Here is a 13,599-nt window from a genome sequence, read left to right on the forward strand (position 1 = left end):
ACTAGTTTTTTACTTCTAGTCGACCAATTTGCAGGCGTATTTTGTCTTTTTTCGTGCGTCCTTCAATCATGATTAGCCGAACACGACCGAATCCTCTTGAAGAAATCATATCCGATTCATGCAATTCAAATGATGGCTGTTCTTGCGATGTCCAATTTACTTTTACTTTTCCACCATGAATCAGTGCAGATGCTTTTTGACGTGAAATGTTATAAACAGAACTCATTACTGTATCTAGCCTCATCGAACTGACAGTATAGGTTTCTTCTATCCATTCTTCAGTTGTTTCAATCATGTCAGCAACATTTGTCACTTCGGTTAATTGAACTTTTACTTTTGCAGCAGTGATAAAGTTACTTTGCATGTATGGACTAACTTCTTTCATGACCGCTAGTTGAACTCTTTCGTGATCGATGCGAATATCGCCAAACTTACTTCGATCTAGACCAAGTGACATTAGCGATCCTAAAATATCTGGATGGCGTAGACTAACAAACTTCGATGGGTATTTCAACTCAAAAACAGTGATATTGAAATCTTCTTGTTGAGGTTCAAAATAAGAAGGGTATAACAACACACGCTGTCTTTCTGCATCTTTAAAAAGACCTGAAGTTATCCATTTTACATCACTTGAGCCAATGACTGCTTCTACTATGAAACGTTGTCGTGGATCCAAAAAGTCAGTTAGTTTTGGCGAATAACGATCTTCGACTTCTCGAAGCCAATTAGACACTTGTTCGATAAACTGCTGCTCTTCTTTTCTGAAATGCTGAAATATCTCTTCCATAATAAATGCTCCTTCACATGTGATTGGTTTTTCAAGAAAAAAACCTCACATCACGTGAGGTTTTGAATTAAAAGAAGAAATTAAACAGTACGATGATCCCTTGACTTGCCAAACTTAATGTGAAAATCGCAACAATTGGCGAAATATCAATCATACCGATTGGCGGAATAAACCGTCTGAATATATCTAAATATGGATCCGTGATTGTTGAAATCATTTGTCCGAAACTGGATTCTTTAATGCTTGGTATCCAACTCATGAATACACTGACAATAAGAATATAGAAATAAATGTTAATCGCTGAAAGTATCAAACTTAATAAAACTGACATATTTTTTATGGCACCTCTCTTATTGTTGCTCTTCGTAATAATAATCGGAAATGGCGCCATCCACTTCTACAGTGTCTGGTACACATAAGAAAATATCCGTTCCAATGCGTTGAATATCTCCACCAAGAGCATAAACTGTTCCGCTTAAAAAGTCGATAATCCGAAGACCTTGATCTTTTTCAATGCGCTGCAAGTTAACAACTACGGCTTGCTTGTTTTTTAGGCTTTCTGCAATATCTTGTGCTTCGGCATAAACTCTTGGTTCAGCTAAGCTCACTTTCGATGCTTTTGACGCGCCTTGCATACTGACTAAGTTAGGCACAATGGTTTCCTCCATTTTCTGGCGCCGTTCTTTCGGTGCTTTTTTCGATTCTTGCATGGCAGCAGGTTTCTCATACCGCGGAACTTGTTTTTGCTGTTGTGCGGGATGTTCACGCACTTGTTCTTCTTCATATTCATCTAAATAAAAGAAATTTTTAAATTTGTCTTTCACACTCATCGTTATGCCTCACTTTCTGTCCCAACCAGTGCAGTACCAATTCGGACAAAACTTGCCCCTTCTTGGGCTGCAATTAAATAGTCATTAGACATACCCATTGAACATTCTGTGCATGGCGCATGGCTTAGGTTTTTATCGGCAACTTGAAGTTGGAGTGATTTTAATCCTTTAAATGCTTCACGAATTACACTTTCATCAGCTGTATTGGGTGCCATTGTCATCAATCCAACCACATTAATTTTATCAAAAGGTTCTAAAGACTCGATAAAATCCATTGTTTTTTCAGGTGCTATGCCACTTTTCGATTCTTCTCCTGACACGTTTACTTGAACAAAACAATTTACAGGGCGATTTGCACGCTTTTGTATTTCTTGTGCTAAACTCATTCGATCTAAAGAATGTAAAAAATCAACTTCATTAATCACATCTTTCACTTTTCGTGTCTGTAAATTCCCAATATAATGCCATGATACTGGTTCGCTTATGACCTCATGCTTTTGAACTAATCCTTCTGGTCGGTTTTCACCTAAATGAATAATACCAGCTTGAATCGCTTCTTTTGTACGTTCTATGCCGACTTGCTTTGTCACAGCAATAATTTGTATCGCTTCATTTACAGCGGTTAATTGTTGAGTGATTCTTTCAAAAACAGGTTTAATCGGTTTCATTTTATTCACAACTTTTCTTATAGAAGTCCAGTATATTGTACCAAGTTTCTATTGATTTATCAATTAAGCCCCATTCTTTAAAAAAACAGCTGCCAACAGGCAGCTGTTTAGATTAACGTCTTTTTTGACGATTGCGCAAGAAAGTTGGGATGTCTAGTGCATCTTCGCTTTGCTTATCTTGTCGTTGTGGTTCTTGAGTATAATAAGGTGATGGTTCATCACGGCGCTGTTCTTCGCGACGTTGGTCTTCACGGCGTGCATCGCGAATAGAAGGTGCTGGAGTTTGTTGTTGAATCGACTGCACACGACTTGAATTTAAGCCAGATCCTCTTGGCGTTCTTGGCTGAAGTTGCTCTTCGTTAAATCCAGTTGCAATTACTGTAACGATAATTTCATCTTTCAAGTTATCGTTAATAACTGAACCGAAAATCATATTTACTTCTTCATCCGAAGCAGATGCTACAATATCAGCTGCTTCTTGCACTTCGTAAAGGCTAAGATTTGAGCCACCTGTGATGTTCATTAAAACACCTTTCGCTCCTTCGACAGAAACTTCCAGCAATGGACTTGAAACAGCTTTTTTAGCTGCTTCAGAAGCACGATTTTCTCCTGAAGAAACTCCAATGCCCATTAAAGCAGAACCTTTATTAGACATAATTGTTTTAACATCGGCGAAATCCAAGTTGATCAGTCCAGGAACAGCGATCAAATCAGAAATACCTGATACACCTTGACGAAGAACGTTGTCCGCTTCACGGAAGGCTTCTAACATAGGTGTATTTTTGTCGACAATTTCAAGCAACCGATCATTAGGAATAACAATCAAGGTATCTACTGATTCTTTCATTGTAGAAATACCACCAATGGCTTGTGTTGAACGTTTACGACCTTCAAAAGTAAACGGACGCGTTACAACACCAACAGTCAAAGCACCAAGTTCTTTAGCGATACCCGCAATAACAGGTGCTGCACCTGTACCTGTTCCGCCGCCCATTCCTGCTGTTACGAATACCATATCCGCTCCACGCAAAGCTTCTTCAATTTGTTCTTTGCTTTCTTCTGCTGCCTTTTTACCAACGTCCGGGTTCGCACCAGCTCCAAGACCACGAGTCAATTTTCCACCAATCTGAAGACGGACTTCAGCTTTTGATAAATTTAACGCTTGGGCATCTGTATTTACTGCAATAAATTCTACACCTTGAACTCCATGTTCGATCATACGATTTACAGCATTATTTCCACCGCCACCGACACCAATAACTTTAATTACGGCAAGTGCATCAATATTTGTATCAAATTCCAACATTCTTTTTCCTCCTAAGATTGCTTAGCTTTTATAGTTGCAAGCTAGGTGCAACAGTAATTTTATTCAAAGAATCGATCAAACATTTTTTTCGCTTTACTTACAACACCTTCTGAATTTTGCTTTGGCTGTTTTTGCTTGGCCGCATGTTGCACTTCGTGATGTTCAGTTTTAACCGTTCCTGAAATCGCTCCACCATTTCCAACACGACCATAGAAGACATCTTCCATGTATGCATATTGAATCAAGCCGACTGCTGTCGTATATTGTGGTTCACGGACGCCAATAAACTCTGGCGTGAACAAACGAACACGTGTCTGTAAAATGTTGCGTGCCAATTCTGGAAGACCATCTAATTTAGCCATACCACCTGTTAACACAACACCGCCTGGTAAATCTTGAACACCTAAACGATAAAATTCATCTAAAATCAATTCGAAAAGTTCTTCTAAACGAACTCCGATTATTTCAGATATGTATTTTTGATTATATTGTTCTGTCGAATCTGATCCAATAACTGGAACTTCAAATACTTCGTCTTCTGAAGCATCTTCAAAAAATGCATGACCATATTCAAGTTTGATTTTTTCAGCTTGATCTGTTGGTGTTTTTAAAATAATGGACAAGTCTTTCGTTACGTGATCGCCTCCAACTGGAATAACAGAAGACGCAGTTAAATGACCATCTTGGAAAATTGAAATAGAAGTAGATCCTCCACCAATATCGATACACGCTGTGCCATGGTTTTTTTCATCTTCTGTCAACGCGTAGCTTCCTGCTGCTAGTGGTTGTACATAAATATCACGAATTTCAAGTCCTGCTCTTTCAACGCAACGAAGCACGTTGTGTAAGATGGTTTTTGAGGTTGTCACCATTGTACCATCCATTTCAAGACGGATACCAATCATGCCTCGTGGATCTTTGATCTCACCTAAGTGATCGACAATGTATTGTTCGGGAATGATGTTTACTAGTTCCCGTTCTGGGGGAATCGACATAACTTGAGCCGCTTCTAATACACGATCTAAATCATCATCGGTAATTTCACGATTCTCACTATTCACTGCAACAATGCCTTTTACAGGCTGTAGCAGTGCTTTGTTTGCTGGAATTCCTAGTACAACTTCGTGAATAGATTTGCCTATCATGCGTTCTGCTTGATCGACTGCTTTTTTAATGGACTGCACCGTTGCATCTATGTCAACAATCGCACCTTTTTTTATTCCACTAGACTTTACATTTCCTACACCAATTACATTCAATGACTTATTGGCCATTTCTCCGATTAATACTTTTACGGATGACGAACCGATATCTAGACTAACGTATAATTCTGATTGACTCAATTCGTGGCACCTCCTTATTATACTGCTGTACTTATATTCTATTGCAAATTGTGCACCTTGTCTAAGAAAATCGCAAAACTTAAATGAATTTCTTCGAATTACTTAAATTGTTTCTCTAACTTCTTTTTTTTCAGTCCATTTTGCCAAAATAATACGTCGGATAACGGCAATGTTTTGAAATAGCCGAACACCAAATGCGAAAATTGCAGCTAAGTACAAATCTACACCTAGATGAACACCTAAAAAGGCAAGTCCAGCTGCTAAAGCAATATTGAAAAAAAATCCCGATACGAATACTTTATCATCATAGACTTGTTGTAAATGAGCACGGATTCCACCGAAAAGGGTATCGAGCGATGCTAATACAGCGATTGATAAGTAATTGCCATATTCAGGAGGAATCTGAATATCCGTTAACAGTCCAAGCGATATCCCGAGTATTAAACCTAAGATTGGCAACCACATCGCTATTCCTCCTCTGTTGCTTGTAAATATTTGGTGTCTATTGCACCATCGTATGCTTCAATAACTAAATCGGGTTTGGGCGTTGAAACTGTTAATGTCATATTATCAATGTAAAAGTCGTCTAATATACGTGATGCCAATAAATGATTATACAGCTTTTCTGAGTCTTCCATCGTATTAGAGATTATTTTTATGGAAAACGGTGGGGTTTCTACTGATTTGGTATTAACCGTTGTTTGGCCATTTATATCTCGAATTGCTGTAGTATTGACAATTCGTTTGCCATCTATGGAAATATGCAAAGCATTGAAACGATTGATTTCATTGACTAGTCGAATGAGCAAGTCTGGTGAAATCCCTTTAATATCAAGTCCTAACGCAACCGCTTCCATTGAAGGTTCGATCAAAACTTCGATTCCAGGACCTGTGGTTTCTATTAATCCGGCTAACATTCTAAGTTCTCCAGCTGTTTCACGTAATGCTTGCTCAGGACTAGCATCAGACGCTGCTTCGTATTTATCTAAAGTGTTATCCAGACTGTCAATCTCAGAGAGTAATTGAGAATGCAATTTCGTTTCTCGTGACAGTTCTTGTCTAACTTCCCAAACATCGCGTGTATCACGAGTATTAGGTTCATTGATTGTATTATATTGTATGCCCGCCATTAAACCGATAAGAAAAAGTATCGCTGTAAATCGGGTTAGAATCTTTTTCTTCACACGATTCCTCCTCACTCATGACTCTGTAAGTAAAGCAGGCATTTTAATAATGAGTCCTTCATCCATCGTTACAATAATATTGTCATTGACCAATTGATCGATAATCCCTCCGGTTAACTCCATTGAAGATGTCAACACTTTAGGCTCGCCAATAGCTTCAATCACAAACGGCGCTGGATATTGTATACCATCCACTGCAATAACTGGACCTGTACAAACAATATGTGAATTTCCATGAATGCGTTGACCGTTAATAGAAATGGCTTCTGCACCTGAAATATACAATTCGTTAATCACTTGGAAAACATGGCTTTCATGAACGATATAATCATTTGGATTTACTGAATTCGGATTATATTCGCCATCTTGCAGCGTTACTTTTAATCCAGTGCCTTGTACAGGAACTAACCCTAAATATCTTCTTAATTCCTTTGCTTCTTCAGCATATTCTGTATATCGATTTTCTCCATCAGCAAAAGATTGTTCAAACTCTTGAACGTTGCTTTGTTTGTTTTGTAGTTCTACACGCAACTCTTTGTTGCGTTCTTGTTGACTGATTAACTCTTTTCGATATTGTTCTTCTTGTTCGAAAAAAGCGCCACCTGTAAATTTTTCAGATTCTCTATTTGCGCTAGAAAGGCTATAAGAGTAAGCCATGATAAAACCCAAAACAAGAAAAACTAAAGAAAATATAATGGATTTACTGAAGTTTTTGCGACTATTCCTCGTCGGGGTTTTCATTTTCCGAGACCTCCTTTGCAAATCCATAAACGTCTGCATAAGAACGGAAAAAGATACCTACTTCCATATCAATAACGCCTTTTTGTTCATCTTCTAACTGTGCTACGACCGATGGGTAATAATTCATTTTCTCTGCTAAAGTGCTAAGAATGCCACGAATTTCATTGCCGTCATTCATATATAAAGTCACGTAGTCTGCATCTTCTTTTTCAATATTTAACATAATCTGTGAAACTAGCTGAAGAACTTCCGGTTCAATATCCGTTAATTGATCAATCAGTGCTTCACGCTTTTTCTCATCATCAAAATTCGAGTAGATTGGACCATTAACAATTGTGACCGGTTGATTGAGCGCTAAATTGTTTGACAAGATCATTTGATAGCTATTGCCCACATCCAAATATCCCATCTGAACATACTCTTGTACATCAAGTTTAACGCCAGTTAACCAATTTTTTTTGACAGTTGCTTTTTCGACCCATTCCAGCTTTTCTATTTTTTGGGCAACAGCTCGCGTATCAAAAGACCACATAGAGTCTCCGATCGTTAATCCACTTGCTGCCTCATAGCTTTTTTGATCAAAAAGAACAGCTCCTTCAATAGTGATATTCTGAATTTCACTATACTTCGACTGGCTGTATAAAAGTATGGCAAGCAAAGTGAGAAAAATGAGCAGCAGTGCCACGAACTTACGATTGGTTCTTTTTTTTCTACGTTCGCGGAGAGACGGGATGCGTTCTTCGATGTCAATCACTTTGTCCATAATTGCTGCTCCTTATCTTTTATTCATTTGCTTCTGTCATTTTTTGCACTGCCGTGATAAAAGCATCTCCTCGAATTTCAAAACTATCGTATTGATCCCAGCTCGCACATGCAGGAGATAACAGTATTGTATCACCAGAAGCAGAGTGATTTATCGCTTTTTCGACCGCATCATCCATTTTACCGGCTTGTTCAATAGATTCTACTCCACATTCGCTTGCAAATTCCGTCATTCGTTGTGCTGTTTCGCCGAAAGTTACTAATACTTTAACACGATTCATAAATGGGCGGAGTTCTTCTAGCGAATGATTCCGCTCTAAACCACCAGCTAATAAGATGATGTTTTCCGGAAATGCTTCTAACGCACTTTTTGTTGCCAAAGCATTGGTGGCTTTTGAATCGTTATAAAACTTTCGTCCGTGCCATTCAACAATAAATTGCGAGCGATGCTTAACGCCTGTAAATGAGGTGAGAACACGAATAATGGTTTCTTTAGTTCCGCCTTGAATCATCGTTGCAGCAGTAGCAGCTAAAATATTCTCTAAATTATGCTGACCTGCTAATACAATTTTCGAACGCTCGATCAGTTTCTCTCCTTGCCAATAAACCCACTTATCATCTGCACTAGAACTTTCGGCAGTACGTCCTTTTAACGTAAAGGGAACCAACTGAGCTTTGCAGTTTTTCGCGTGTTCGACTAGTATCGACTGATCTGCGTTGTAAATAAAATAATCTTCTGCTGTTTGATTTTCAGTTAATTTCATTTTGGAAGCACGATAGTCCTCTACAGAACCGTGATAATCTAAATGCGCTTCATACAGATTCGTAATAATAGCGATATCCGGACGGAAAGCCACGGTTCCTTTCAGCTGAAACGAAGACAGCTCTGTTACAATAATATTTTTCGTTTTTGCTTTTTCAGCAACTCCACTTGCCACGGTTCCAATATTCCCAGCAATTAGTGGATGCTTCTTATCTTGATTGAGCATATGGAACAATAAAGTAGTCGTTGTTGTTTTGCCATTTGAACCAGTGATTCCAATAAATGGCGCTTCACTAATCAAATAAGCCAATTCAATTTCAGTCCATACTGGAATACCCTTTGTGATAGCTGCTTGTATCAACACATTGCTGTATGGGATTCCTGGGTTTTTTACTACTAACTCAAAGCCTTCTTCTAGCAAGTCTTCGGGATGTCTTCCGCAAATAACTGTGATGCCCATATTTAATAATTCTTGTGCTTCTGGATTTTCCTCAAAAGGCTTTGAATCATTTACAGTTACAAAAGCTCCTAGTTTGTTTAAAATACGAGCTGCAGTAAATCCGCTTTTCGCTAATCCTAAAACCAAAACTTTTTTTTGATGTAATTGCGGTGCTTCTTTCATTTACATTACCTCCAAAAAGACGGCGATTGCCGCACTGATAAGACCGACTGACCAGAAAACGATAACTACTTTCCATTCTGACCATCCGCTCAACTCGAAATGATGATGAATTGGACTCATTTTGAAGATTCGTTTTTGACGCAGTTTGAAACTACCCACTTGTAAAATAACGGATGCTGTTTCAATAACGAATACAAATCCGATGATCAATAGTAACAATTCTTGTTTCAGCAAGATTGACACCATGGCAAGTGCTCCACCTAACGCTAAAGAGCCCGTATCTCCCATAAAGACTTTTGCAGGATACTTATTGAAGATTAAGAACCCAAGCAAACCACCTGTGACAGAAAAAGCGAAGATAGCGATAGCTGTTTCCTCTTGATAAAGTGCAAGTATGCCAAAAGCAGCAAAAGCAATAGAAGCTGTTCCTGCTACTAAACCGTCTAAACCATCTGTTAAATTGACTGCGTTGGAGAATCCAACAAGCCAAAAGACGATAAAGAACACATACAACCACGATAATTCAATAGAAATACTTGTGAAAGGAATACTCAATCCTGTTTCAAAGTCAATACCATTTAAAACTAAGAACGAAATGACGGCAATGACAATTTGAGCAAGTAATTTTTGGAGAGAAGTTAATCCTAGATTACGTTTCAAAACAACCTTGATAAAATCATCTAAAAAGCCAATCAGTCCGTAACCGAATAATACCATTAGTAAAATCAGTGTTTTTGCTGTTAATAGATTTGCTAACCAAGTTACTATTATCACAGTGAAAATAATAGAAATTAAGAAAACTAAGCCACCCATTGTCGGGGTGCCTGTTTTTTTCATATGTGATTGTGGTCCTTCTTCTCGGATACTTTGTCCAAATTTCATTCGTTTTAACAAAGGAATAAATAGCGGCATTAATACCACCGTTAATAACAAAGCAATTCCTAGACTCATTATTGTATAAGTATTCATTTATAGAGCTCCTTTAAATATAAGATTACTCGGTCATTTCATCTGTTGGGATTTCTGTTTCTATTTCTTGTTGAGGTGTTTCAACTTCTATTTCAAGTGTTGGATTTTCTAAGACATTTTGTTCTTTAGCTTCTGCTTGCGCAGGATAGTAGATTTCAGGCGGTTGAAGCTCGATAACTACCGGCTCATTGTCTCCTACTATTTCATCTGTTGCAACACTTTGTGTCATTGCGTAACCTTGCCCAACAATTTCTAACGACAAGCCACTTAAGGTTTGATAAGCAAGCAATTCTCGCTTAGACCACCCAGTAAAGTCAGGTAACGTGGTTTCTCCTGCTGTTTTCAGGATAACTTGTCCGCCCTTCAACACTACATCTCCATTTTTTGGATACTGAGAAATAACTTTCTCAGTATTTCCGGTAACAACTACTTCTACTCCTAATTCCTGCAGATGCTCAGTAGCCTTTGTTACATGTTGATCGATATAGGTTTCAACAGGCACTGTTGCTGCTTGAGCCATGTTTTCTGGCTGTATATTCAAGTATTTCAAGCCGTTTTCCATAACTGAAGTGAAAATTTTTGCAACCGGCACTGAACCATATTCATTGCCAGGTGTTTTTGGTTGTTGCACCCCCACATAGATAAGCAGTTCTGGATCTTCTGCAGGAGCCATTCCTAAGAACGAAAACAAATAATTATTAGCACCTTTCAAATAGCCGCCGCCTTCTTTTGGAATTTGTGCTGTACCCGTTTTTCCAGCGATTGTATAATCCTGAAGCGCAAAGCCTCTTGCCGAACCGACTTCAGAAGTAACTGTTGAAGCAAGCACTTCTTTAACTTTTTCGGCAGTTTCTGCTGAAATAGGCTGACCTGCTTTTTCCGGATTACTTTTCAAAGTAACTTTCCCAGTTTCCGCGTTTTTAATTTGATCAATTACATATGGTTTCATCATGACGCCATCGTTTGCAATAGCTGATGCAGCCTGAATCATTTGAATCGGTGTTACTGTAGAGCCTTGTCCATATGCTGTCGTCAATTTGTTGATTGGGTATTGATCTAGTATTTTTCCTGATGCTTCCTTTGGCAAGTCAATACCCGTTTTATCGCCAAAGCCAAAAGCATCGATATATGTCATAAAAGTATCTGCTCCTAATCGTTCTAATAAGTAAGCCATTGATACGTTAGATGAGCGTTGAAACCCTTCTAAAAACGAAATGGTTCCCCATCCTCGACCACCGTTATGATCACCAATTGTACTTCCAAGCATACTGTAGGTTCCTGACTGATACGTCGCATTCGGATCCCATTTGCCTTCTTCAATAGCTGCAGCTAATGTAAACATTTTCATTGGAGATCCAGGTTCGATTGTCAACTCAATGCTTTCATTTAACCAATTCTCTGATAATCCTTCTCGCGTATTCGGATCAAAGGTTGGGCGCTGCGACATCGCCAAAATTTCTCCTGTTTTTGGATCTGCGATTACAGCGATCATTCGAGTTGGGTCATATTCTTCTTGAACGCCATTCATGGCATCTTCCAGAAAATTTTGCAAGGTCTTATCCAACGTCAATTGGACATCAGATCCATTAACTGCAGGTGTAATCGCTGATTCATTGTTCGGTAATAAGAAGCCCCATTTATCAGTATCAAATTCAAGTTTACCATTTTTACCTGTCAACACATCATTGTGTATCGCTTCAAGACCCATTCTACCGGTCGTTTTTGTTTCTCCGTTCTTTAGTTCCTCTTTCATAGCATAGCCAATCAAGTGAGAAGCAAATGCACCATTCGGATACAATCTTTTTAAATCCCGAACAAATAATAAGCCAGGTATGTTAGCTTCTTTCATTTCTAGCATCTGCGTGTGACTAATTTCGCGTCCTGCAGAGCCAAATTCTACTTGGTAACGATCTTCCGCTATGCCTGTTTCTAAAATTCCCAAAATGTTTTCTTTCGGAACATTCAAAAATCCCGCTAACTTTTCTGCTGTTTCCACAGCATCTACTACATGCTGTGGGTCACTCGCTTTTTGAGTAACAGACTCATCAAGAATTGCGACCAGCTTATAAGTTAGTGTATCTTCTGCAATCGTTTCCCCGTTACGATCAAGAATGCGTCCTCGTTCAGCCGTCAGTACTTCTTCCTGACTGTATTTAGCTGCAGCTTTTGCAGCAAGTTCTTGCCCTTCTACTTTACCCGTGGCTTGAATCGTTACAATTCTTGTCAACAAAAGGAAAAAGAGCCCTGCGAATAACAAAAATAGCAGAAAGGCTCCTCCTTGAAATCGAAATTTTTTTTTCATTGTCCAGGCACTACCTTTACATTATGGTCATTCAACTTAAGACCAAGCTCTTTTGCTTTTGACCAAATGCGCTGATAGGAAGACAGTTCACTTACCTGTACCGACAAATCTGTATTTTGCTTTACTGTTTCGTTGACTGAACGTTCAATTGTTTGAATTTCCTGAGTAGATGCTTGAATGGTCGATTGGTTATGTAAAACCAGTAACGCACATAAAATACATACGGCTACAAAGGCTGAATATAGAATTTTTTCACCTTTTGTAACTACATTTTTTTTCTTTTTTAGCTGCTGGCTCGCCTTTTGAGGAACGGCCGGCTGTTGGATGTATGCTTCTGTTCTTGCATTCAGTGCCATCTCAACACGTCCTTACTCATTTATTTTTTCTGCAATCCGCAATTTAGCGGACCTTGATCGATTGTTATGTTCTAGTTCTTCTTCAGAAGGAAGTATCGGTTTTCTTGTGATTAATTTTAAGACAGGTTCCATTCCAGCAGGAATTACCGGTAAATTTGGAGGCAATTCCGGAAGCGAAGAAGCCTCTTTAAATATGGCTTTACAAAGTCGATCTTCAAGCGAGTGGAACGTAATTACGCTAATCCTTCCACCAATAGCCAATAGGTCGACTGCATCTTGTAATGATGTCTCAGCAGCGCCGAGCTCATCGTTTACTGCAATACGAATAGCTTGAAATACGCGTTTTGCAGGATGTCCACCTTTTCGACGTGCAAAAGCAGGAATCCCATCTTTGATGCACGCTACTAATTGTCCAGTGGTTTCAATCGGTTGCTGTTCTCGTGCAACTTCTATTTTGCGAACAATTTGTTTGGAGAATTTTTCTTCACCGTAACGATGAAAAATTCTTACTAAATCTTCGAAAGACCATTCATTGACTACATGGTATGCACTTAGCTCTGCGCTTTGATCCATTCGCATATCTAAAGGAGCATCATTGTGATAACTAAAGCCTCGTTCAGGTGTATCTAATTGTGGAGAAGAAACGCCTAAGTCATATAAAATGCCATCAACTTTTTCTACTCCATGCATTTCCAATTGTTCTTTTAAAAACTTAAAATTGGCATGGATAAAAGTGATTCTATGTAAGTACTTTTGTAGTTTTTCTTTTGCATGAGCTATTGCCGTTGCGTCTTGATCGAAACAATATAAATGACCTTGGTCAGATAATTGCTGAACCAAATATTCGCTGTGTCCTGCTCCGCCCAGCGTACAATCTACATATATTCCGTCAGGACGAACGTTCAGACCATCGACAGTTTCGTGCAGTAAAACCGTGGTGTGATTGAACAATTCATTTCCTCCGTT

The 13,599-nt window shown here is 38.8% G+C and carries 15 protein-coding genes; all 15 read right to left on the minus strand.

Annotated features, from left to right (window positions below; genetic code table 11):
• Position 1: 1 nt before the first annotated feature.
• The 15 genes from I858_RS11100 to rsmH all read right to left on the minus strand — a co-directional run bounded on the left by I858_RS11100 (position 2) and on the right by rsmH (position 13,584).
• The gene (locus I858_RS11100; protein ID WP_049693338.1) at positions 2–787 is read right to left on the minus strand and encodes a YlmH family RNA-binding protein; all 786 of its coding nucleotides are present in this window, start codon (positions 785–787) and stop codon (positions 2–4) included.
• Between the two features lie 67 nt (positions 788–854).
• Entirely contained in the window at positions 855–1,118 is a 264-nt protein-coding gene (locus tag I858_RS11105; RefSeq protein ID WP_049693339.1) for a YggT family protein, read from the minus strand.
• Between the two features lie 19 nt (positions 1,119–1,137).
• On the minus strand, positions 1,138–1,617 hold the full coding sequence (locus I858_RS11110) for a cell division protein SepF (RefSeq protein WP_049693340.1): 480 nt from the start codon (positions 1,615–1,617) through the stop codon (positions 1,138–1,140).
• 2 nt (positions 1,618–1,619) lie between these two features.
• On the minus strand, positions 1,620–2,285 hold the full coding sequence (locus I858_RS11115) for a YggS family pyridoxal phosphate-dependent enzyme (RefSeq protein WP_049693341.1): 666 nt from the start codon (positions 2,283–2,285) through the stop codon (positions 1,620–1,622).
• A gap of 112 nt (positions 2,286–2,397) precedes the next feature.
• Positions 2,398–3,591: a cell division protein FtsZ gene (gene ftsZ, locus I858_RS11120; RefSeq protein ID WP_049693342.1), complete on the minus strand. Its 1,194-nt coding sequence runs from the start codon at positions 3,589–3,591 to the stop codon at positions 2,398–2,400.
• 59 nt (positions 3,592–3,650) lie between these two features.
• On the minus strand, positions 3,651–4,934 hold the full coding sequence (gene ftsA, locus I858_RS11125; RefSeq protein WP_049693343.1) for a cell division protein FtsA: 1,284 nt from the start codon (positions 4,932–4,934) through the stop codon (positions 3,651–3,653).
• A 102-nt stretch (positions 4,935–5,036) separates the two neighbouring features.
• Positions 5,037–5,399 (minus strand): small basic family protein, encoded by a 363-nt coding sequence (locus I858_RS11130; RefSeq protein ID WP_049693344.1) that lies wholly within the window; start codon positions 5,397–5,399, stop codon positions 5,037–5,039.
• Positions 5,400–5,401: 2 nt separating this feature from the next.
• Entirely contained in the window at positions 5,402–6,064 is a 663-nt protein-coding gene (locus I858_RS11135) for a DUF881 domain-containing protein (protein ID WP_239457132.1), read from the minus strand.
• Between the two features lie 69 nt (positions 6,065–6,133).
• Positions 6,134–6,859, minus strand: coding sequence for a DUF881 domain-containing protein (locus I858_RS11140; RefSeq protein ID WP_049693346.1), 726 nt, complete (start codon positions 6,857–6,859; stop codon positions 6,134–6,136).
• Positions 6,837–7,622 carry a cell division protein FtsQ/DivIB gene (locus I858_RS11145; protein WP_049693347.1) on the minus strand — a complete coding sequence of 262 codons (786 nt, stop codon included), beginning with the start codon at positions 7,620–7,622 and terminating at the stop codon, positions 6,837–6,839. Before I858_RS11145 ends, I858_RS11140 begins: the two co-directional genes overlap by 23 nt.
• A 19-nt stretch (positions 7,623–7,641) precedes the next feature.
• Positions 7,642–9,006, minus strand: coding sequence for a UDP-N-acetylmuramoyl-L-alanine--D-glutamate ligase (murD, locus tag I858_RS11150; RefSeq protein ID WP_049693348.1), 1,365 nt, complete (start codon positions 9,004–9,006; stop codon positions 7,642–7,644).
• On the minus strand, positions 9,007–9,975 hold the full coding sequence (mraY, locus tag I858_RS11155; RefSeq protein WP_049693349.1) for a phospho-N-acetylmuramoyl-pentapeptide-transferase: 969 nt from the start codon (positions 9,973–9,975) through the stop codon (positions 9,007–9,009).
• A 25-nt stretch (positions 9,976–10,000) separates the two neighbouring features.
• Positions 10,001–12,277 (minus strand): penicillin-binding protein, encoded by a 2,277-nt coding sequence (locus tag I858_RS11160; RefSeq protein WP_049693350.1) that lies wholly within the window; start codon positions 12,275–12,277, stop codon positions 10,001–10,003.
• On the minus strand, positions 12,274–12,633 hold the full coding sequence (gene ftsL, locus I858_RS11165; protein ID WP_049693351.1) for a cell division protein FtsL: 360 nt from the start codon (positions 12,631–12,633) through the stop codon (positions 12,274–12,276). Before ftsL ends, I858_RS11160 begins: the two co-directional genes overlap by 4 nt.
• Before the next feature lie 12 nt (positions 12,634–12,645).
• On the minus strand, positions 12,646–13,584 hold the full coding sequence (gene rsmH / locus I858_RS11170) for a 16S rRNA (cytosine(1402)-N(4))-methyltransferase RsmH (RefSeq protein ID WP_049693352.1): 939 nt from the start codon (positions 13,582–13,584) through the stop codon (positions 12,646–12,648).
• Between the last annotated feature and the right edge of the window lie 15 nt (positions 13,585–13,599).

The organism is Planococcus versutus (assembly GCF_001186155.3).
In the GTDB taxonomy this organism is placed as follows: domain Bacteria; phylum Bacillota; class Bacilli; order Bacillales_A; family Planococcaceae; genus Planococcus; species Planococcus versutus.